We start from the raw sequence: 19458 nt of genomic DNA on the forward strand, positions 1-19458 counted from the left end.
GGCCATACCAGTCGACATCAATGTCGAATGTAGGATCGCCATCGCGAGCAGGCTCGCTCACACAGGATTTGTGGTGTAGTCGCACAATGTTTACGCATGAAAAAGCCCCCGCAACCTCAGGCTGCGGGGGCTTTTTTGTACCTAAGCGGTTTAGAACGCGCCCATGTAGTCGCGCTTGCCCACTTCCACGCCGTTGTGACGCAGCAGTGCGTAAGCGGTGGTGACGTGGAAGAAGAACTGCGGCAGGCCGTAGGTCAGCAAGTAAGCCTGGCCACTGAAGCGCTTCTCTTTAGGGGTGCCTGGACGCGTCACGATCTCGATGCCTTCCTTGCCATCGATCTGCTCAGGCTTGATCTCGCCGATGTAAGCCAGAACCTTGGCGATCAAGGCTTGCAGTTCAGCGAAGGTGGTTTCGGTGTCGTCGTACTTCGGCACTTCGATTTCGGCCAGGCGCGAGGAAACGCCTTTGGCGAAATCAACGGCGATCTGCACCTGACGCACCAGCGGGAACATGTCCGGGTACAGCCGGGCTTGCAGGAACGCGTTGGGGTCGATGTTCTTGGCGGAGGCGTGGGCTTCGGCCTTGTTCAGAACGTCGCTCAGGGCGTTGAGCATTTGTTGGAAAACAGGAACCGAAGCGGCATACAGGGAAATAGTCATGGCAGTCTCGTGTGGTGACAGGGGGAAACGTGGGGCGATTATAGCGATGCGCGGTCCCAGGTGAAGCGATAGATAGTGTCGGGCGGGCCAGGATGACAACGACCGTTATCGGCATCGGCACCGACGATCGACCACTGTGCACGCGAGGTCTCACCCAGCTCATGGGCAGCCTGGGGATTGAAGCACTGGCTGAGCAATTCATCCGGCACCAACGCGTATGACTGACGGTGTTCGCGCAACCATTGCGCCGCTTGCTCGACCGTGGAACGGGTCATTCCGAAATGAACGATCGGCTGTCGGGCAAACAACCAATGGCCCTCGCGCCAGTTGACCAACACCAGGTCCGCGCCTTGGGTCATCTGCGCTGCTTGCACCATCAGTGCCTTGTGAGGATTGGGTCCGTCCTTGACCGGCTCGATAAAACCGCGGGCGAACCACAGCGTGAACCAGGCCACGGCCACCACCTGAAATACCCGCCAACCGCGTGGGCGCTGGCTGAACCAGCGCTTTAACAGCCACGGAATCAGCGGCGCAGCGATCAGCACCAGCCCCGGCAGCGCCGGATAGATGTACAACTTGCGCTTGCCGCTGCTCAGGCAGAAAAACAGCACGACCAGCACGACCCACCCCAGCAACACCAGCACTCGTCCATCGCGCTTGCGCAGTTGCCGGCTCCAGGCGGGCACCAGCCATGGCAACGCGAGCACCAGCGGCAGCCAATATTGCGGGATGACGTTGACGAAGAAATACCAGAACGGTTCTCGATGATCCCAGGCTGCCGCATAGCGCCCCGCTGTCTGGCGCAGAAGAATTTCCCGCGCATAGGCGACTTCGTCAGCGGCGCCATTGAATACGATGGACACCGCCAAGGGCAGCAACCAGATCGCGATGGCGCCAAGCACCACCAAAAAACCCAGGCACCACTTGCGCGCCGCGCCCGGCATGGCCACCACACCGGGCCAGCCTTTGCGCACTGCGTAGGCATACGGAATCAACATCAATGCCGGGACGAAGCCGACCCCTTTGGTGATCACACCAATCCCCATGGCCGCGCACCCAACGTAAAACCAACGCCAGGCCGGCCCAAGCAGCAGATGACGCACCAGGCCGTACAGCCCCAGCGAGGTAAACAGAATCAGAAAACTGTCGATCTGACCGGTCCGCAAAATGCTGTACGTCTGATACGTCGCCAGGTACAGGAGCGCTGCCGTCCTCCCGGCACGCTGATTCCATAGCCTTCGGCCCAAGTCGTAGAGCATGGCCGTGACCGATGTGGCAGACAAAAGCCCCGGAATATATAGGGCAAGGGCGGGGATGCCGGTGATCCAGGTGAAAAGCGCAACCGTCCACATGAAAATCGGTGGTTTATCGCCGTATATCTCTGCGGCACGGTGGGGAATTAACCATGAACCGTTGTTGAGCATCTCCAGCGCAACGCCGAGGAATCGCTCCTCATCGACATTCTGCGGCTGACGCAGGCCGAGTCCTGCGCCGACCAGTAAAAGAGCAAGCAACATCAGTCCCAGACATTCAACGCTGGGTGACAGGGTTCGGCGCACGGGTCAGTCCTTCAAGGTTTTGCTGCGGGCAATCAATTGCAGGTTGCGCAAATACACGATGGAGCCAAATGCCTGACCGGCGATGAACACCGGATCCTGTCGGTAAATGGCATAAGCGAACAACAGCGCACTGCCGACGATGCTCAGATACCAGAAGCTCACCGGTATCACGCTGCGTTTTTTGTATTCGCTGTACAGCCACTGCAGGACAAAGCGTCCGGTAAAGGCGATCTGGCCACTGAAACCGACCACCAGCCACAGGGTCTCGCGGGACAGGTTCATCCTTCCATCTCCTGCGCATGGGTGTTCAGTCGCGTGCGCTTGATCAGCCACCAGACGCCGACCAGATCGAGAATTCCCACCAAGGCGCGGTCGATGTTGCCGTATTTGGAGACCCCGGCTGTGCGCGGTCGATGATTGACCGGGTGGGTGATCATGCGGCCGTTGTGGCGCTGGATCAGCGCAGGAATGAAGCGGTGCATATGGTCGAAGTACGGCAAGCGCAGAAACGCGGCCCGCTGGATCAGTTTCAACCCGCAACCCGTGTCGGGTGTCTGGTCCTTGAGCATGCGGCTGCGCAGCCCGTTGGCAAACCGCGAGGCCCAGCGCTTGCTAGCACTATCGCGGCGGTTGACCCGGTGCCCGGCGACCAATTGAAGGTCGACGATGCCCAGCTCACTGCGCACCAACGCCAGCATGCCGGGAATATCCGCGGGGTCGTTTTGACCGTCGCCATCGAGCGTGGCCAGCCATTGGCCCCGGGCGGCGAGCGCCGCATGGTAGAGCGAAGTGCTCTGCCCCAGCGAACGCTCATGGCGCAGGATGCGCAACGTGCTCAAGCCACTGTATTTGCTCTGTCGCAGTTCCTGCAAAGTGGCGTCAGTACTGCCGTCGTCCACGACGATGATTTCATACGCCTCATCGGCCAGTGCGATACGGATTTCTTCGAGCAGCGATTTGAGATTGTTCGCTTCGTTCTTTGCCGGGATCAGCACGGATACAAATATGTCTTGGTTCATAGAGGCCCCTATTACCCTTGATTTTTATGATCGAGGGCCAACATTTCATCTCTGATAAAAGTGGCGATACCACTTCACGAATTCCGCGACGCCGGTTTCAACCGTCACTTGCGGACGGAAATCGACCCACTGTGCCAATGCCGACACGTCCGCCCAGGTCTTGACCACGTCGCCCGCCTGGAGCGGCAGAAAGTTGCGCCGGGCCTGAATCCCTAACGTCGACTCAAGGCAGCCGACGAAGTCCAGCAGCGCCACCGGCATGCCGCGGCCGATGTTGTAAATCCGGTTGACACCCTCGCCAGGGCGGTCCGGCAACGGCGGTCGTGGGCGCAGGCGCGCAATGCTTTCGACGATGTCGTCGATGTAGGTGAAGTCGCGCGACATCTGGCCCTGGTTGTAAAGGTCGACTGGTTTGTCGTTGAGGATCGCGTGGGTGAATTTGAACAGCGCCATGTCGGGGCGCCCCCAAGGTCCGTAAACGGTAAAAAACCGCAGGCCGCTGGCCTTGAGTCCATACAGGTGGCAATAGCTGTGAGCCATCAGCTCATTCGCGCGTTTGCTGGCGGCATACAGCGAAATCGGGTGATCGACGGCATCTTCCACGCTAAAAGGCATTTTGCTGTTGGTGCCGTACACCGAGCTGCTCGACGCATAAATCAGATGCTTGGGGCGATAATGTCGGCAGGCTTCCAGCACATTCAGAAAACCCACCAGGTTCGATTGCGCATAAACGTCCGGGCTGTCCAGCGAGTAGCGAACGCCGGCCTGGGCAGCCAGATGGATGACCTCGGTGAAAGCGTGATCCTTGAACAAGGTTATCAAGGCTGGCTTGTCGACAATGTCCAGCACCTTGAAATGAAAACCGGACAAGGCGCTCAGCTCCTTGAGCCGTGCGTGCTTGAGTTCCACGCTGTAGTAGTCGTTGAGATTATCGATGCCGACCACATCAATACCTTGCTCACACAGGCGCTTGACCGTGTGAAAGCCGATGAATCCTGCGGCGCCGGTGACTAGAACGGTCATAGCGGGGCCACGCCGATGAGCGCATTATTGCGGGTCGATACCAACATCAGCTTCATGCCTTGCTCCAGGGTGAAATCGTTAAGGCCAGGGACGTCGTCGGTACGCCATGGCGTTGCGCCGGCCATGTGCGACAGTGGTCCGCAGCCATGCACACGGTGCCCGCCAGATTGTAAAAATAGCGTTATGGTTTGATGTTGGTTTTATGACCATTTCATAGCTGGAGCGACGAATTCAGTTGCCATTGGCGCACGCCGATTTAAAGTGCATGCCGGCAGGAGAAGAATATGAAACCGGGAAAGGACGCAGAACAATGAGCATTGAGCAAGAGACGACCTTCGACGAGCCGCGCCTCAACAGCACGGAAATCCGCATTCTGGGCTCGTTGATCGAGAAGCAGGCCACCAGCCCGGAAACCTATCCGTTGACCCTCAATGCGCTGGTGATTGCCTGCAATCAGAAAACCAGTCGCGAACCGGTGATGAACCTGACACAAGGCCAGGTAGGCCAAAGCCTGCGCGCCCTTGAAGGTCGCGGCTTTACCAAACTGGTGATGGGCAGCCGTGCCGATCGCTGGGAGCATAAGGTCGACAAGGCGCTTGAACTGGTGCCGGCCCAGGTGATTCTGGCGGGATTGCTGTTTCTGCGAGGCCCGCAGACGGTCAATGAACTGCTGACCCGCAGCGGCCGCATGCATGATTTTGAAGACGCCGAACAGGTGGTGCATCAACTGGAACGGTTGATTGCTCGCGGACTGGCGCTGCTGATTCCCCGTCAAGCCGGGCAGCGCGAAGACCGTTATATGCATGCGTTGGGTGATCCGGCGGATATCGAAGTCATCCTCGCTGCCCGGCAAAACCCGCCCGAACGCGGTGCCGGTAGCGGCGTATCCGTAGAGCGGATCGAAGAGCTTGAGGCGCGAATTGCCGCACTCGAAGAACGACTGGCACGCCTCGAGTAACCAATACGATCCCTGTAGCAGCTGTCGAGCCTTCCACATGGCAAGCTCGGCAGCTGCTACAACATCTGCGCCATGCCTGTAAGGTTATTCGCCATCCCAGTAATCCACGCCGTCGCCGGGTCGGGCGATGGCGACGAAGCCTGAGGCATTGCCTTCGGCGTCGACCTTGAAGTCGTCCATCACCACGTATTTGCCGGAATCCGGGTACTCGCAAATCTCCGGCGATTGCTGGGTGCTGACCGCCAGGTAGCGAAGTTCGCCCTTGCTGTTGTTGATGATCTGGTGCGCCGCTTCAGGACCGCCCGGCGGGCAGGCGATCACGTCACCGGCGCGGATCGGAAAACGCTCGGCACCGAGGCGCACCTCCCCTTCCCCGGCCACGACGTAAAACATCTCCTCGTTGACCCGATGACTGTGAAAAGGGCTGCCACGCATGCCTGGTTCGAGCACGTACAACCGATAACCGAGCTTTTTCGACCCCAACTGCTGGCCGACGCGGGCCATTCTCTGTTGGTAGCGGCCGGCTGTTTCACCGGTGGGCGCCAGGGCTTCGGGCAACGGTTCGAGTTCGACCTGATTCAGGTTGAGAATGGGGGGATGCATGGGACCTCGGGCAGGGTTTATTGGTTGGGGCGGCAAGTCTTTGCTTGTTGGCGGGGAGTATAGGCAGGGAAATGTGCGGCAACTGATCGGGCTTGCCTGGGGACTGAGTTGCGCCCATCGCGCGCAGGCTCGCTCCCACAGTTTTTTTTGTCGGACATAAAATGTATGTACGACACCGACCCACTGTAGGAGCGAGCCTGCTCGCGATGAGGCCAGTACAGCCAACCAATAACTTGAAGGATCAACCGCGAGCAAACTCCACCGCTTTCTTGAACTGCTCATCCGTCGGCCGCACGCCTGTGTACAGGACAAACTGCTCCAGCGCCTGGATCGCGATCACTTCCAGCCCGGTAATAACGCGTTTGCCCTCGGCGCGGCCGCGCACGATCAGCGGTGTTTCCGAGGGAATTGCCACCACATCGAAGACAGTCTCGGCAGCAGCGATGGTTTCAGCGTCGAACGCCAGTTGATCGGCCTCAGGGCCGCCGCTCATGCCGATCGGCGTGACGTTGATCAACATCTGCGGACGCTGAGTGCCCAGTTCCGCTTGCCACTGGTAGCCCAGTGATTCAGCCAACACCCGACCCGCGCGCTCGTTACGGGCCACGATCAAGCCGTTTTGATAGCCGCCATCGCGCAAGGCACTGGCCACGGCTTTCGCCATGCCGCCGCTGCCGCGCAGGGCAAAGGTCGATTCCTTAGGCACCTGATGGGTTTCAAGCAGCTGGGCGATGGCGATGTAATCGGTGTTGTAGGCCTTGAGGTGGCCATGGGTGTTGACGATGGTATTGATCGATTGAATGGCCGCCGCCGACGCGTCCAGCTCATCGACCAGCGCAATGCAGGCCTCCTTGAACGGCATCGACACGCCGCAGCCACGAATGCCCAGTGCACGAATGCCGCCAACGGCACCCGGCAGATCCTGACTGCTGAACGCCTTGTAGTAAAAATTCAGGCCTAACTGTTCATACAGATGATTGTGAAACCGCAGGCCGAAGTTGCCGGGGCGCCCGGAAAGCGACATGCACAGCTGGGTGTCTCGGTTGGGGTTCATCTGCATGAAACATCTCCTTCATAAGCACTTTCAGATGGACGGGATTAGCCATTCCATCGTGGTCTGATCGATTATTACGGCGTGCCTGAGCAGGTTCGCCGGGGCCGTAAAGAAGTCGGTACAGACCTTACACAAAATTTACCCAGCGGCTGTGCTGATTTTCAAAAAAACGCTGTCTTAGAGGTATCCCCGCGACAATCCTTGGGTCTATTGCAGACACAAGCGCCGGGTCGAAGAACCGAGGAATTATCATGATCCGTAAAATCCCCACAGTTGCCTTGCTGCTCGGAGCTCTTGCTATCACAGGGCAGGCAGAGGCTGGCGGCGGTCACGGTTGGCAGGGTCCAGCGGTATTTGGCGCGATCGTTGGTTCGGCAATCGTCGGCTCGGCCATCATCAACAGCAACCGGCCTGTCTACGTACAGCAACCGGTCTACGCCCAGCCGCAGCCGGTTTACATACAACAGCCGCCACCGGTTTATTACCAGCCTGCGCCGGTCTACGTGCAGCAACCGGTCTACTACGCGCCACCGCCGGTTTACTATGGTCCGCCTCGTGGTTATTACGGTCCACCACGCGGCTACTACGGCCCTCCCCACGGTTATGGCCGCTGGTAACAGACTCATCAGGCCCCGCCTTATCAGCGGGGCTTTTTTGTGACCGTTCGTCGGCTAAGGTCTGGGAAAATCGCGTCAAGGTCGCTGTCGGGACAGTGTGGGCGGTTCAAGTTGGCAAGATTGACTCGCCCGCCCTTCCCCCGTATCGGGAAAAACGGTCATATTTATGTCATGCCAGGTCCGCAAGCTTGGACCTGTCCGTAAACAACAGGTTGATAAAAACAAGGACGACCTCATGCCCACGCAAAACCCGCACCGCATTGTCGGCTTGTGCACTTCCAGCAAGGTGTACAACGCTTTGACCGAACTCAAGCACCTGGAAGGCCATCGCAGCGCCAAGTTTCTTTCGCTGCTGGCAGAAAACCTGGTGCGCAAAGGCCTGCTCAACGAGCAGGAAGTGGTCCATATGCTTGACCTGGTGGTCGACTAGCCCAACCCTCACTGGTGTCAATGACGACTATCGAAAGCGTTGATTGTCCGTTCGAGTGGCAGGTCCGTAAGGTAGCTCCATCGATTGATGGAGGTATTTATGTCCCAGGTTCAAATCATGTCTGTAATCGGCAGCGCCGTTCCCGCACCGCTCAGAGAGCTAGGATTGCTCGCCTGTTGGTATCTGGTGCAGGACGGCGAACCGATCAGCGGACCGCTCACCTCGCTACCGGCCGCCAAGGCACTGTCGCAAAAAATCGGCCAGGGGCAGTTCAGCGCTTAAGGCAGCTGAACCCTTGGTTTGGTTTCGATGAAGATCGCCCAGCTCGACATGAATAGCGCCGCGATCAGCGGCCCGATGACAAAGCCGTTGAGGCCGAAAATCGCCAGGCCGCCCAGGGTCGAGATGAGGATCAGATAGTCCGGCATCTTCGTGTCTTTGCCCACCAGGATCGGGCGCAGCACGTTATCCACCAGGCCGATAACAAAAACCCCGAACAACCCCAGCACCACGCCCTGCCAGATTGACCCGGTGAACAGGAAGAATGCAGCCACCGGCGCCCAGACAATCCCCGCCCCCACCGCTGGCAAAAGCGATAGAAACGCCATCAAGACTGCCCAGAGCAACGCGCTCGGGATGTCCAGAAACCAGAAAATCAAACCACCCAATGCGCCCTGTGTGATCGCCACCAGCAGGTTGCCCTTTACGGTCGCCCGAACCACGCGGTTGAACTTGAGCTGCAAGCGGCGTTTCTGGTGTTCCTGCAGCGGTATGGCAGAGCGAACTTTACGGGCCAGTTCCGCGCCGTCTCGCAGGAAGAAGAACAGCAGGTAGAGCATGATGAAGAAGCCGACTACAAAGTCGAACGTGCCCTGACCGAAACTGAAGACCTGCGTGGCGACAAATTCATTGCCCGTCACCGCACTCTTGATGATTTTCTCCCGCAGCCCGTCCAGCTCGCCAAGCCCGGCCCGATCCAGCAAATGCTGGAAGTACGGCGGCAGGCTGTGTTTGAAATGCGTCACATACCCCGCGATGTCCAGTTCGCCGCTTTCGATGCTTTTGTAAAGCGAGGCCCCTTCCTGGACCAGCAAGATACTGAGGATGATCACCGGCAGGATCGCGATCACCAGGCAGATGCTCAGGGTGAGCAGTGACGTCAGGTTGCGCTGCCAGCCGAACTTCAATTGAATCCGGCGTTGCAGCGGCGCGAACAGAATCCCGAGGATCACCGCCCAGAACACCGCGCCGTAGAACGGCAGCAAAATCCAGATAAACGCAGCGGTGACCACCCCGAGTAAAATCACCAGCGATTTGTTGTGTACCGTCTCTTCGTTCATGTCCGATCCATGTCAGTGCTCAGGGGTGATGCTCTTGTATTGAAGAGCCGTGCTGATGCTTAGTCCGCCAAGGTTCGCGCGAGTGCCATCCGTTTGTTCATCAAGCATAGATCCAGATCAATTAACCCCGCGGGCAAGGCGATTACTCTCTCGGACTTTTGCGATCGACACCGCCATGACGCTCCTTGCTCCAGAACTGCTCGCCCCTGCCGGCACCTTGAAAAACATGCGATACGCCTTCGCCTACGGTGCCGATGCGGTCTACGCCGGCCAGCCGCGTTACAGCCTGCGGGTGCGCAACAACGAATTCGATCACGCCAATCTCGCGCTCGGCATCAAAGAGGCTCAGGCGCAGGGCAAACGTTTCTACGTGGTGGTAAACATTGCGCCGCACAACGCCAAGCTCAAGACCTTCCTCAACGACCTGGCACCGGTGATTGCGATGGCGCCGGACGCGCTGATCATGTCCGACCCGGGCCTGATCATGCTGGTTCGCCGGCACTTCCCGCAGATGCCGATCCACTTGTCGGTGCAGGCCAATACGGTGAACTGGGCCAGTGTCGAGTTCTGGCAGCTACAGGGCTTGAGCCGGATCATCCTTTCTCGGGAACTGTCGCTGGAAGAAATCGCCGAGATCCGCCAGCAAGTCCCGGCGATGGAGCTGGAAGTGTTCGTCCATGGTGCGTTGTGCATGGCCTATTCCGGCCGCTGCCTGTTATCGGGTTACATGAACAAGCGCGATGCCAATCAGGGCAGCTGCACCAACGCCTGTCGCTGGAAATACTCGGCCATTCAGGCCACGGAGAATCAGCTTGGTGAAATCGTTCAGCAATTCCAGCCTCAACCGACCCTGGGCATCGGCGCGCCGACCGATCAGGTTCTCCTGTTGCAGGAAGCCAATCGCCCGGACGAATTGATGCCGGCCTTCGAAGACGAGCACGGCACCTACATCATGAACGCCAAGGACCTGCGCGCCGTGCAGCACGTCGGGCGACTGACACAGATGGGCGTGCACTCACTGAAGATCGAAGGCCGGACCAAATCGCACTTCTATTGCGCACGTACCACGCAGGTCTATCGCCGCGCGATTGATGATGCCGTGGCCGGTCGCGAGTTTGATCGCGGCTTGATGACGGATCTGGAATCCCTGGCCCAGCGCGGCTACACGGAAGGTTTCCTGCGTCGGCATGTGCATGACGAATACCAGAACTATCAGCACGGCAGCTCGGTATCAGAGCGCCAGCAGTTTGTTGGCGAGTTGACCGGTGAACGTCGTGATCGCCTGGCGCAAGTGAAGGTAAAGAACCGGTTTAGCCTGGGCGATCACATGGAACTGATGACGCCCCAGGGTAATTTCCACTTCGATCTGCATCAGTTGCAGAATGGCAAAGGCGAGCCGATCGACGTGGCGCCGGGTGACGGGCACACGGTGTATGTGCCGATCCCGGATGCGGTGGATTTGCGGTTCGGGTTGTTGATGCGGGATGTGGGCCTTACACAATAACCAGGATTTCTGTGGAAGCGAGCCTGCTCGCGATGACGGACTTTCAGCCAACTGCATCGTTCAGTGTGGAACGGCTATCGTGAGCAAGCTCGCTCCCACCGGTAATCGGTTAAGCGAACTCCTCACGCAACATCGCCACAAACGCTTCCCGCGCCGGGTGAACCCCGGCGTTTTCATGCCAGTAAAACAGGTTGTCGATAGCCGTCAGCTCAGGGAACTCAAACCCCGCGCACCCCGCCCCTTTGGCGTACTGGTCAAACACCCCTTTAGGCACCAGCGCGACGCCGGCCCCGGCGCTGACACACCCGACTATCGCACCATAACTGGCCAGGCTGACAATCGGCAGCGCCTGTCCCTGCCGTAACAACCAATGCTCCAGCGCCGCCCGGTAAGGACAGCCTTGGGGCCACATGAACACGGTCTTGTCCTGCAAATCCGCGATATCGCGTACCGGCCCCAGGGATGTCGAGGCAATCAGCAGCAGTTCTTCGCGGTACATGGGCGTGCGCTTTAGCTGCGAGCGCTCGACATCCACCGCGACGATGGCGCCATCGAGCCGATGATTGAGCGTGTCATCGAGCAGCTGGCTCCAGGTGCCGGTGGTCAACTCAAGCGCGACGCCGGGATAACGTTTGTGAAACTTGGCCAGCAGACGCGGCAGACGACCGGTGGCCGAGGACTCGATGGCGCCGATACGCAGCGGGCCGGACGGTTCGGCCGAAGGGTCCACCGCCCGTTTGGCTTCAACAGTCAGCGCCAGGATCTTCGAGGCGTAAGTCAGAAACGTCTGCCCCGCCGGGCTGATGCGCAAACCTCGCCCCTCGCGTAGAAACAGCGCCACACCCAACTCCGCTTCCAGCGCCTTGATGCGTGCCGTGATGTTAGACGGCACGCAATGCAACAGCTCCGCCGCCCGGGCGATGCTGCCGACCTCGGCAACGGTCTTGAACATGCGAATCTGCGCCAACTCCATACATCACCCAAAGTGAACAGTTGTCGCAGTATAAGTCAGTTGTGGCGAATGGTCAGGCTTCCGATACTCGGTGCATCAACCCACCGGTGATCGACCATGAAGCCCTCAACGCACACCGTCAAAATTCTCCTGTCCATGGCGTTTGTCGTCGCCTGCTGGGGCTTCTCACCGACCGGCATCCACATCGGATTGCAGGCGTACGACCCCGGCCACCTGGCGCTGCTGCGCTTTCTGATCGCATCGGTGTTCATGGCGGTCGTCGCCGCATTCAAAGGCATCAGTCTGCCGAAGCTTGGCGATCTGCCGTTGCTGTTCGTCCTTGGTTTTTTTGCCGTGAGCCTGCACCACGTCGCTTTGAACATCGGCCAGCAAAATGTCAGCGCCGGCGCTTCCAGTGTGCTGGCTCAATCGACGCCGTTATTCAGCACCCTGCTGGCGCGTTTCGTGTTCAAGGACCAGGTCAGCGCCTGGCGCTGGGGGTGTGTCTTGTTGGGATTGATGGGCGTGGTGATTGTGGTGGCCGGTGATCGAGGGCTGGGCAGCATTGATGTGCACGGATTGCTGATCTTGCTGGCGGCGGTGTCGTGGAGTTTTTACTTCGCATTGCAAAAGCATCATTGCGCTCGCTACGACGGGTTGACGCTGGTCTGCTACACGGTCTGGTCGGGCACTGCGCTGTTGCTGATTTATCTGCCGGGGTTGGCCGGCAAGGTCGCCAGCGCGCCGATGCAGGTGCAAATGGCCGTGGTTGTCTTGGGCGTGTTTCCCAGCGCCCTCGCCTACCTGGCGTGGGCGTTTGTGCTGGCCCACATCGATTTGAGTCGGGCAACCATGACGCTGTATCTGATTCCGCCCACCGCCATGGCCATTGCGGCGTTTGCCTTGGGCGAGCAGCCAACGTTGATGATCGGGATCGGTGCAGTGGTGGTGCTGATCAGCGTGCTGGCGTTGAATCTGGAGCGGCGCCCTGCGGTCATCGCGGCGCAGCCTGCCCGGCCATGACTGCGCGCCATGCACAATTAAAGAATCGCCTTGCGATGCCGACGTCCTCTGTTCACATGAACGTGACGCCATCGTCTGGAAATGCTTATGAACCGTTTCGCTGCTGCCTGTGTGCTAGGGATGTTGTCCGGTTGCGCCAGCCCGCCACCCGCGACGCCCGCCCCACCTCCCTACCGGCAGCCGGTTCTGACAGTGCAAGAAGTGTTCAAGAAAACGCCACTGGAAAACTCAGTGATGCGTAACGGCGATGCGCTCAGCTATCAGGTCCACACCCCGGCTTACACTCGCGATGGTTTACCGAGCGTTGTACAGCTGCAAGCGGACTGCAAGGTGCCCGATGTCAAACTGTTATTCCTCGACAACTTCCCGATCGCGACGACGGATGGCAGCCACCAGCACACACCGTTGACGGTTCTGATTCCCAAGGAACTGGCAGCCGAACTGGCAAACAAGCCGAACTTCAGCGAAGCCTGTACGCGCACCGCAGCGTCGGACTGGCGCATTGTCCATCGCACTGAAGCCGCTCGCTGGGTGATGATCGACGTCAACAGCCTGAAAACCGAGGGCAACGTCAGGCGGTTCTGGGGCGGATTCGACGAACCCGCGCTGCTCACCGACAAGCCCAACCTGCAACTGTTCGGACAGACTCGCGAGCGCTACGAAGTCGATTGCGCACGCAAAACCTATCAAGTATTGAGCTCATTCCAGCTCGGCCCGAATGATCGGGTGTCCATGGGCGGGGTACTGAACAACCCGTCGCAGGCCTTCGTCCAAGGCAGCGCGGACACCCAGACCTTGCTGAACGCTGCGTGCGCCGCACCCTCGCAGCGCTCGACACTGCCTGCGTATGTCGCCCGCGCCAAACTTGCGCTGAGCTACCAGATAGAACCTGTGTCCGCTTCGGTATTGAAAGCCATCACCGATTTAAAGCTTGCGCCGCCCACCCGGACACTCAAGCGCACGGTATCGAAGATCAATAACACACTCTTATATTTTTCAAACTCAAGCACGGAATATGCGCTGGTGTTCGACACCGACGCTCAGAGCGGACAATTGCGCGAGCGCCGGGAAAAGGCTCCCGTCGACCGTTACATCGTCAGTTTCAGGGGCTTGTTGCCACTGGCAGAACACTATTCGCTGACAGAGAGCACGCGAAACAGACCACCGTTATCCACCGTCACCGATACTCAGCAATTGAGTTTCACCGGCGACTGGCAACGCATGCCGGTGGGTGCAACACTGGAAATGCGCGCCAGCAAACGGGAACGAAGCACCCTCGACGGCGAAACAATGAAACGGGAAAGTGTGCAGTGCACGGTGCAGCGTGTGCTCGACGCAGCCCAGATCAACAGCGAGCTGAAAGGCCCCGCCAAAGAACTGCGCTGTCAGTTTGACCTTGGCCAGAAACTCAAACGTGACAGCAAGATTTTCTACCTTGAAGACTACGCTTACTTCTTTCTGTCCTCGTCCATGTTAGGGGGCACCGAGAGTCGAGTCAGGCTGGTCAAGGTCGAACAGTAAAGAAAAACCCGGCACAGTGGCCGGGTTCTTTTTATCGCCTGTCATCGGATAAGGGGGTTGGCTCATCCGCCGGGGGTACGTCCTCGTCAGCGGCCGGATCCTTCCAGTCTTCAGGTCGATCGGCGTCTGCGGCAGCCGGGTCCAGCGAAGGGTCCCTGCCGGGTGGAGCATCGCGATCCAACGTCGGCTCGTCGGTGCCGGGCATCGGTCTGGTCGGGGCGGTATCGGGTGTTCCACCTTGGAACATTGAGTCGTTAGCCATGACGCACCTCACTGATGAGGTCCAGCAAATCTGGGCCGTACTCGTTGGAAGCGGGCGCGGGAATGGCGTGCTATCGACTGGACAAACGGTCGTCAGGCGCCGGCCGAAAACCGGTCGCGGCTGTTGGTCAGGTGCAGCCACATGGCGGCGCGTGCGGCGTCCGGGTCCTGTCGTTTGATCGCGTTGAGAATCGCCTCGTGCTCAAGGTTGGCCAGTTGCCCCAACTTGCTCAGGTCCGCCGCACCGCGCTCAGCAGCATTGACCCGGGTCCGCGGAATCATGGCGCTGCCCAGGTGCTGCATGATTTCGGTGAAGCACACGTTGCCGGTGGCTTCGGCGATCAGCAGGTGGAAGCGCTTGTCGGCCTCGACGCAGCTGTCGTGGTTGGCGAGCAGGCTTTGATAGTCGTCGAGCGCTTCGCGCATCTGCATCAACTGCTGATCGGTGCGACGGCTCGCCGCCAGCGCGGCAGCCTGGGTTTCCAGGCCCATGCGCAACTCCAGAATGCTGCGCACCCCCAGCGCGGTATCGACATTCAATCGAAGCCCCTGCTCCGGCGCGCGCTCCAACACAAAGGTGCCGATGCCGTGACGGGTTTCCACCAGGCCTGAGGCCTGTAACTTCGAGATCGCCTCACGCACCACGGTGCGGCTGACCCCGTGCTCCTGAACAATCGTGTTCTCCGACGGCAGCTTGTCTCCCGGCAACATTTGCCCGAGCAAGATGCTCTGGCTCAGCTTGGCCACCAGGTCATGGGCCAGGTTGTGGGTGCGCTTGCGCGCGGGCGCGTCGAGGTCTTCTTGCATGTCGATCATCCGGAAGCAGGGCTAACCGAATCGTAGCACTGCGCTCGGCTGGAATCCCCAAAAATACAACCCTCAACTTGTATGACAACATTCAACAACCGGACGTAAACGGCCTTCAAAAAGACGCAACAAAACCGCAAAAAAATAAAAAACCTGAACAAAAGCACCATTCAGCTGGACATGAGTGCTTGCGAAACAAAAAAACCTAGTTGTATGATGTCTATCAACACAGCAACAGCCAGCCACACCCCGCATAAAAATAATCAGTGGGAGAAAACCAAGTGAATACCTCCATATCCGGGATGCACGAAGGCGCCGATTCGGTCCTGAAGTCCGCCATCTCGAAAGTCAAACGCCATGTCCTGCCGCTGTTCGTCATCATGTTCATCGTCAACTACATTGACCGCGTGAACATCGGCTTCGTCCGCGCCCACATGGAGCAGGACCTGGGGATCGGCGCTGCCGCCTACGGCCTCGGCGCCGGCCTGTTCTTCATCGGCTACGCGCTGTTCGAAGTCCCCTCCAACATGCTTCTGCAAAAAGTCGGCGCACGCATCTGGCTGACCCGCATCATGCTGACCTGGGGCCTGGTCGCCGCCGGCATGGCCTTCATCCAGAACGAAACCCACTTTTACATCCTGCGATTCCTGCTGGGCGTGGCTGAAGCCGGGTTCTTTCCCGGGGTGATCTATTACTTCACACGCTGGTTGCCAGGCGTCGAGCGTGGCAAGGCGATTGCCATTTTCCTCAGTGGTTCGGCTATTGCCTCGCTGATCTCCGGCCCGCTGTCCGGGTTGCTGTTGCAGATCAGCGGATTCGGGATGCACGGCTGGCAGTGGATGTATTTCATTGAGGGGATATTTTCAGTCGGGCTCTGCGTGTTCGTGTGGTTCTGGCTGGACTCCAAACCCCACGACGCCCAATGGCTGACCCGCGCCGAGCAAGATGCGCTGGTCAAAGCCATCGATGACGAACAACTGGCCCGGGAAGCGGCGACTCCGATCAAGCCGTCGCTGGGCACGCTGCTCAAGGATCGCCAGATCATCCTGTTCTGCCTGATCTACTTCTTCATCCAGCTGACCATCTATGCCGCGACTTTCTGGCTGCCGAGCATCATCAAGAAAATGGGCGATCTGAACGACATTCAGGTCGGGCTGTTCAACTCGATCCCGTGGTTGCTGTCGATTGTCGGCATGTACGCCTTCGCAACTTTATCCGCCAAATGGAAACACCAGCAAGCCTGGGTCGCCGCTGCCCTGCTGATCGCGGCGGCCGGGATGTTCATGTCCACCACGGGCGGGCCGATCTTTGCCTTCGTGGCGATCTGCTTCGCGGCGTTGGGCTTCAAGTCGGCGTCGTCGCTGTTCTGGCCGATTCCTCAGGCATACCTGGATGCGCGAATCGCGGCGGGCGTGATCGCGCTGATCAACTCGGTGGGCAATCTGGGCGGCTTCGTTGCGCCGACCACGTTTGGCCTGCTGGAAGAACATACCGGTTCCATTCAGGGCGGGCTGTATGGCCTGGCCGCGACATCGATCATCGCCGCGATCATCGTCTTCGCCGCGCGCAACACACCAAAAACCGCACCCGCCGTTGCCCTGGGCAAACCAGCGCCCAATCACGCCTGAACCTCTGTGTTGAAGGACAAGACAATGAACCCACAAGACACCGCCAAAGCCCCGATCATCACCAGCATGCAAGTGGTGCCGGTGGCGGGTCACGACGGCATGCTGCTCAATTTGAGCGGCGCCCACGGCCCTTTTTTCACCCGCAATATCGTGATTCTCAAGGACAACGCCGGTCACACCGGCGTCGGCGAAGTGCCGGGGGGCGAGCGCATTCGCCAGACGCTGGAAGATGCACGTTCGCTGGTGGTCGGCAGTCCGATCGGCACGTATCAGAAGATCCTCAATCAGGTGCGCCAGACCTTTTCTGACCGTGATGCTGGCGGTCGCGGTTTGCAGACGTTTGACCTGCGCATCACCATTCACGCAGTCACGGGCCTGGAAGCCGCCCTCCTCGACTTGCTCGGCCAGCATCTGGACGTACCGGTTGCGGCCCTGCTCGGTGAAGGCCAGCAGCGTGACGAGGTGAAGATGCTCGGTTACCTGTTTTATGTCGGTGATCGCAATGAAACCGATCTGGCCTATCGCAGCGAACCGCAGGCCGACAACGACTGGTTCCGCGTGCGTCACGACAAAGCCATGACCGCCGACGCCGTGGTGCGCCTGGCCGAGGCCGCGCACGCTCGCTACGGTTTCAAGGACTTCAAACTCAAGGGCGGCGTGCTCAGCGGCGACGAGGAGATCGAAGCCGTCACCGCGCTGGCCGAACGCTTTCCCGATGCACGCATTACCCTCGATCCGAATGGAGCATGGTCACTCAAGGAAGCCATTCGACTGTGCCGCGATCAGCATCAAGTACTCGCTTATGCCGAAGACCCGTGCGGGGCGGAAAACGGTTATTCGGGCCGTGAAGTCATGGCTGAGTTCCGCCGGGCCACGGGCCTGAAAACCGCAACCAACATGATCGCCACCGACTGGCGGGAAATGGGCCACGCGATCCAGCTGCAATCGGTGGATATCCCCCTGGCCGACCCGCATTTCTGGACGATGCAGGGTTCGGTTCGCGTGGCGCAGATGTGCCACGAATGGGGGCTGACCTGGGGTTCGCATTCCAACAACCACTTTGATATTTCCCTGGCCATGTTCACCCATGTCGCGGCGGCTGCGCCGGGGGAAATCACTGCAATCGACACGCACTGGATCTGGCAGGACGGCCAGCGCCTGACCAAGGCTCCGTTGCAAATCGTCGGGGGTTGCGTGCAGGTGCCGAAGAAGCCCGGGCTAGGGGTTGAACTGGATCTGGATCAACTGGCCAAGGCCCATGAGTTGTACAAAGGCATGGGACTGGGCGCGCGGGATGACAGCGTGGCGATGCAGTTTCTGATTCCGGGGTGGAAATTCGATAACAAGCGACCGTGCCTGGTGCGCTGACCCCTCGCCACACAGAAACCCTGTGGGAGTGAGCCTGCTCGCGATGAGGCCATAACATTCAACATCATCATTGACTGTTACACCGCCATCGCGAGCAAGCTCGCTCCCACAGGGGGAGGATATTTGTCAGTTCATCCTGGCGGCTTGCAACAACCACTCCTTGAACATCGCCATCGCCGACGTTTCAGGGCGCGACTGCAAGCGGGTCAGCCAATAGCTGCCGGTGGTGATGCCGATGTCGAATGGTTGCTCGATCGCCCCCGCCGCCAGTTGCCGGGCGAACATCAGCGGCGGCGCCAAGGCAATGCCGGCGCCTTGTAGCGCCGCCTCCATCATGGCCAGCGAGGAGTCGAAGACGATGCTCCTGGGCGGCGGCGTATTGGCCGGTAACCCGGCGGCCAGAAACCACTCGGGCCACTCGTCCGTGCGATAGGAACGCAACAGCGTCTGCTTGAGCAAGTCCGCAGGTTGTTGCAACTGCCCGGCTATTTCCGGGACGCAGAGCACCGATAACGGCGCGTCGATCAGCTTTGACGCCTCGATCCCGTGCCAGGCTCCAGCGCCAAACCGGATGGCGTAATCCAGGCCTTCGGCAGCCACATCCACCCGGTTGTTGTTGGTCGACAGGCGCAAATCTATGAACGGATGTTTCGACTGGAAGTCCGTCAGACGCGGCAACAGCCATCCCACCGCAAAGGTCCCCACGGCGCCCACGGTCAACACTTCACGAAAATGCCCGCCCTCGAAACGCTCAAGGGTTTCGGCAATCCGGTCGAAGGACTCGCGCAATACCGGCAGCAAGGTTTCGCCTTCACTGGTCAGCATCAGGCCGCGGGGCAAGCGTTTGAACAGCGTTACGTTAAGCTGGGCTTCGAGGCTTTTGACTTGATGACTGACGGCCGCCGGCGTGACGAACAACTCCACCGCTGCCCGAGTGAAGCTCAAATGGCGCGCGGAAGCCTCGAAGGCACGCAATGCATTCAGCGGCAGATGAGGACGAATCATGCCCACTCCAAATTTTTCTAATGGCTAACCCGAAATATCGTCGTTTGTCGATTGCAGCCCGACTGCCTAGATTTGGCGCGCCCGTCAGCCGTCCGGTGTTGGATCCGGTCGGAGTGTAGCGGTTAA

21 protein-coding genes are annotated in these 19458 nt (G+C 59.3%); 9 read left to right on the forward strand and 12 right to left on the reverse strand.

Going from position 1 to position 19458, the window contains the following annotated elements:
* Window positions 1-150: 150 nt before the first annotated feature.
* Genes ACA075_RS20100 through ACA075_RS20120 form a run of 5 tightly spaced genes read right to left on the reverse strand, consistent with a single transcriptional unit; the run spans window position 151 to window position 4261 of the window.
* Window positions 151-660 carry a DUF1993 domain-containing protein gene (locus tag ACA075_RS20100; protein WP_497294853.1) on the reverse strand — a complete coding sequence of 170 codons (510 nt, stop codon included), beginning with the start codon at window positions 658-660 and terminating at the stop codon, window positions 151-153.
* A gap of 38 nt (window positions 661-698) precedes the next feature.
* The gene (locus ACA075_RS20105) at window positions 699-2219 is read right to left on the reverse strand and encodes an ArnT family glycosyltransferase (RefSeq protein WP_497294854.1); all 1521 of its coding nucleotides are present in this window, start codon (window positions 2217-2219) and stop codon (window positions 699-701) included.
* A gap of 3 nt (window positions 2220-2222) precedes the next feature.
* Window positions 2223-2501, reverse strand: coding sequence for a lipid-A-disaccharide synthase N-terminal domain-containing protein (locus tag ACA075_RS20110; protein WP_076028031.1), 279 nt, complete (start codon window positions 2499-2501; stop codon window positions 2223-2225).
* Window positions 2498-3238, reverse strand: coding sequence for a glycosyltransferase family 2 protein (locus ACA075_RS20115; RefSeq protein ID WP_497294856.1), 741 nt, complete (start codon window positions 3236-3238; stop codon window positions 2498-2500). Before ACA075_RS20115 ends, ACA075_RS20110 begins: the two co-directional genes overlap by 4 nt.
* Before the next feature lie 45 nt (window positions 3239-3283).
* Entirely contained in the window at window positions 3284-4261 is a 978-nt protein-coding gene (locus ACA075_RS20120) for an NAD-dependent epimerase/dehydratase family protein (protein ID WP_497294857.1), read from the reverse strand.
* Window positions 4262-4571: 310 nt separating this feature from the next.
* Between ACA075_RS20120 and ACA075_RS20125 the strand changes: the two genes are divergently transcribed.
* The gene (locus ACA075_RS20125; protein ID WP_497294859.1) at window positions 4572-5219 is read left to right on the forward strand and encodes a YceH family protein; all 648 of its coding nucleotides are present in this window, start codon (window positions 4572-4574) and stop codon (window positions 5217-5219) included.
* Between the two features lie 84 nt (window positions 5220-5303).
* On the opposite strand, the gene ACA075_RS20130 is transcribed toward ACA075_RS20125, so the two are convergent.
* Together ACA075_RS20130 and ACA075_RS20135 are read right to left on the reverse strand one after the other, a co-directional pair.
* The gene (locus tag ACA075_RS20130) at window positions 5304-5822 is read right to left on the reverse strand and encodes a cupin domain-containing protein (protein WP_497294861.1); all 519 of its coding nucleotides are present in this window, start codon (window positions 5820-5822) and stop codon (window positions 5304-5306) included.
* A gap of 241 nt (window positions 5823-6063) precedes the next feature.
* The gene (locus ACA075_RS20135) at window positions 6064-6882 is read right to left on the reverse strand and encodes a shikimate 5-dehydrogenase (RefSeq protein ID WP_497294862.1); all 819 of its coding nucleotides are present in this window, start codon (window positions 6880-6882) and stop codon (window positions 6064-6066) included.
* A 245-nt stretch (window positions 6883-7127) separates the two neighbouring features.
* Between ACA075_RS20135 and ACA075_RS20140 the strand changes: the two genes are divergently transcribed.
* From ACA075_RS20140 to ACA075_RS20150, 3 genes are all read left to right on the forward strand, one after another.
* A complete protein-coding gene (locus tag ACA075_RS20140) occupies window positions 7128-7493 on the forward strand; it encodes a hypothetical protein (protein WP_094468152.1) in 366 nt (121 codons plus the stop codon).
* A 235-nt stretch (window positions 7494-7728) separates the two neighbouring features.
* Window positions 7729-7923, forward strand: coding sequence for a hypothetical protein (locus ACA075_RS20145; RefSeq protein ID WP_003179723.1), 195 nt, complete (start codon window positions 7729-7731; stop codon window positions 7921-7923).
* 99 nt (window positions 7924-8022) lie between these two features.
* The gene (locus ACA075_RS20150; RefSeq protein ID WP_497294864.1) at window positions 8023-8205 is read left to right on the forward strand and encodes a hypothetical protein; all 183 of its coding nucleotides are present in this window, start codon (window positions 8023-8025) and stop codon (window positions 8203-8205) included.
* Here the strand turns inward: ACA075_RS20150 and ACA075_RS20155 are convergent.
* Window positions 8202-9263 carry an AI-2E family transporter gene (locus ACA075_RS20155; RefSeq protein ID WP_497294866.1) on the reverse strand — a complete coding sequence of 354 codons (1062 nt, stop codon included), beginning with the start codon at window positions 9261-9263 and terminating at the stop codon, window positions 8202-8204. The genes ACA075_RS20150 and ACA075_RS20155 overlap by 4 nt on opposite strands.
* Window positions 9264-9438: 175 nt before the next feature.
* Here ACA075_RS20155 and trhP point away from each other — a divergent pair, with 175 nt between their 5' ends.
* Window positions 9439-10767, forward strand: coding sequence for a prephenate-dependent tRNA uridine(34) hydroxylase TrhP (trhP, locus tag ACA075_RS20160; protein WP_497294867.1), 1329 nt, complete (start codon window positions 9439-9441; stop codon window positions 10765-10767).
* Between the two features lie 109 nt (window positions 10768-10876).
* On the opposite strand, the gene ACA075_RS20165 is transcribed toward trhP, so the two are convergent.
* Window positions 10877-11740, reverse strand: a complete 864-nt coding sequence (locus ACA075_RS20165) for a LysR substrate-binding domain-containing protein (protein WP_497294869.1) — start codon at window positions 11738-11740, stop codon at window positions 10877-10879.
* A gap of 96 nt (window positions 11741-11836) precedes the next feature.
* Here ACA075_RS20165 and ACA075_RS20170 point away from each other — a divergent pair, with 96 nt between their 5' ends.
* A complete protein-coding gene (locus ACA075_RS20170; RefSeq protein WP_497294871.1) occupies window positions 11837-12742 on the forward strand; it encodes a DMT family transporter in 906 nt (301 codons plus the stop codon).
* A gap of 87 nt (window positions 12743-12829) precedes the next feature.
* A complete protein-coding gene (locus tag ACA075_RS20175) occupies window positions 12830-14263 on the forward strand; it encodes a hypothetical protein (RefSeq protein ID WP_497294872.1) in 1434 nt (477 codons plus the stop codon).
* Window positions 14264-14294: 31 nt separating this feature from the next.
* Here ACA075_RS20175 and ACA075_RS20180 read toward each other — a convergent pair whose 3' ends face one another.
* Both ACA075_RS20180 and ACA075_RS20185 read right to left on the reverse strand, forming a co-directional pair.
* Window positions 14295-14525 carry a hypothetical protein gene (locus ACA075_RS20180; protein ID WP_497294874.1) on the reverse strand — a complete coding sequence of 77 codons (231 nt, stop codon included), beginning with the start codon at window positions 14523-14525 and terminating at the stop codon, window positions 14295-14297.
* Window positions 14526-14617: 92 nt separating this feature from the next.
* Window positions 14618-15331, reverse strand: coding sequence for a FadR/GntR family transcriptional regulator (locus tag ACA075_RS20185; RefSeq protein ID WP_497294876.1), 714 nt, complete (start codon window positions 15329-15331; stop codon window positions 14618-14620).
* A gap of 281 nt (window positions 15332-15612) precedes the next feature.
* Between ACA075_RS20185 and ACA075_RS20190 the strand changes: the two genes are divergently transcribed.
* Together ACA075_RS20190 and gudD are read left to right on the forward strand one after the other, a co-directional pair.
* Window positions 15613-16959, forward strand: a complete 1347-nt coding sequence (locus tag ACA075_RS20190; RefSeq protein ID WP_497294878.1) for an MFS transporter — start codon at window positions 15613-15615, stop codon at window positions 16957-16959.
* A 24-nt stretch (window positions 16960-16983) separates the two neighbouring features.
* On the forward strand, window positions 16984-18327 hold the full coding sequence (gene gudD, locus ACA075_RS20195) for a glucarate dehydratase (RefSeq protein WP_497294880.1): 1344 nt from the start codon (window positions 16984-16986) through the stop codon (window positions 18325-18327).
* 126 nt (window positions 18328-18453) lie between these two features.
* On the opposite strand, the gene ACA075_RS20200 is transcribed toward gudD, so the two are convergent.
* A complete protein-coding gene (locus ACA075_RS20200; protein ID WP_497294882.1) occupies window positions 18454-19332 on the reverse strand; it encodes a LysR family transcriptional regulator in 879 nt (292 codons plus the stop codon).
* Window positions 19333-19458 lie beyond the last annotated feature (126 nt).

The organism is Pseudomonas sp. LBUM1663 (genome assembly GCF_059695905.1).

What these genes read in the sequence shown, in the direction of transcription:
- ACA075_RS20165 (WP_497294869.1), bottom strand. Translation starts at nt 11,740, where the DNA reads ATGGAGTTGGCGCAGATTCGCATGTTCAAGACCGTTGCCGAGGTCGGC.
- trhP (WP_497294867.1), top strand. Translation starts at nt 9,439, where the DNA reads ATGACGCTCCTTGCTCCAGAACTGCTCGCCCCTGCCGGCACCTTGAAA.
- ACA075_RS20120 (WP_497294857.1), bottom strand. Translation starts at nt 4,261, where the DNA reads ATGACCGTTCTAGTCACCGGCGCCGCAGGATTCATCGGCTTTCACACG.
- ACA075_RS20200 (WP_497294882.1), bottom strand. Translation starts at nt 19,332, where the DNA reads ATGATTCGTCCTCATCTGCCGCTGAATGCATTGCGTGCCTTCGAGGCT.
- ACA075_RS20125 (WP_497294859.1), top strand. Translation starts at nt 4,572, where the DNA reads ATGAGCATTGAGCAAGAGACGACCTTCGACGAGCCGCGCCTCAACAGC.
- ACA075_RS20150 (WP_497294864.1), top strand. Translation starts at nt 8,023, where the DNA reads ATGTCCCAGGTTCAAATCATGTCTGTAATCGGCAGCGCCGTTCCCGCA.
- ACA075_RS20155 (WP_497294866.1), bottom strand. Translation starts at nt 9,263, where the DNA reads ATGAACGAAGAGACGGTACACAACAAATCGCTGGTGATTTTACTCGGG.
- ACA075_RS20175 (WP_497294872.1), top strand. Translation starts at nt 12,830, where the DNA reads ATGAACCGTTTCGCTGCTGCCTGTGTGCTAGGGATGTTGTCCGGTTGC.
- ACA075_RS20115 (WP_497294856.1), bottom strand. Translation starts at nt 3,238, where the DNA reads ATGAACCAAGACATATTTGTATCCGTGCTGATCCCGGCAAAGAACGAA.
- ACA075_RS20180 (WP_497294874.1), bottom strand. Translation starts at nt 14,525, where the DNA reads ATGGCTAACGACTCAATGTTCCAAGGTGGAACACCCGATACCGCCCCG.
- gudD (WP_497294880.1), top strand. Translation starts at nt 16,984, where the DNA reads ATGAACCCACAAGACACCGCCAAAGCCCCGATCATCACCAGCATGCAA.
- ACA075_RS20135 (WP_497294862.1), bottom strand. Translation starts at nt 6,882, where the DNA reads ATGCAGATGAACCCCAACCGAGACACCCAGCTGTGCATGTCGCTTTCC.
- ACA075_RS20100 (WP_497294853.1), bottom strand. Translation starts at nt 660, where the DNA reads ATGACTATTTCCCTGTATGCCGCTTCGGTTCCTGTTTTCCAACAAATG.
- ACA075_RS20145 (WP_003179723.1), top strand. Translation starts at nt 7,729, where the DNA reads ATGCCCACGCAAAACCCGCACCGCATTGTCGGCTTGTGCACTTCCAGC.
- ACA075_RS20185 (WP_497294876.1), bottom strand. Translation starts at nt 15,331, where the DNA reads ATGCAAGAAGACCTCGACGCGCCCGCGCGCAAGCGCACCCACAACCTG.
- ACA075_RS20130 (WP_497294861.1), bottom strand. Translation starts at nt 5,822, where the DNA reads ATGCATCCCCCCATTCTCAACCTGAATCAGGTCGAACTCGAACCGTTG.
- ACA075_RS20170 (WP_497294871.1), top strand. Translation starts at nt 11,837, where the DNA reads ATGAAGCCCTCAACGCACACCGTCAAAATTCTCCTGTCCATGGCGTTT.
- ACA075_RS20110 (WP_076028031.1), bottom strand. Translation starts at nt 2,501, where the DNA reads ATGAACCTGTCCCGCGAGACCCTGTGGCTGGTGGTCGGTTTCAGTGGC.
- ACA075_RS20140 (WP_094468152.1), top strand. Translation starts at nt 7,128, where the DNA reads ATGATCCGTAAAATCCCCACAGTTGCCTTGCTGCTCGGAGCTCTTGCT.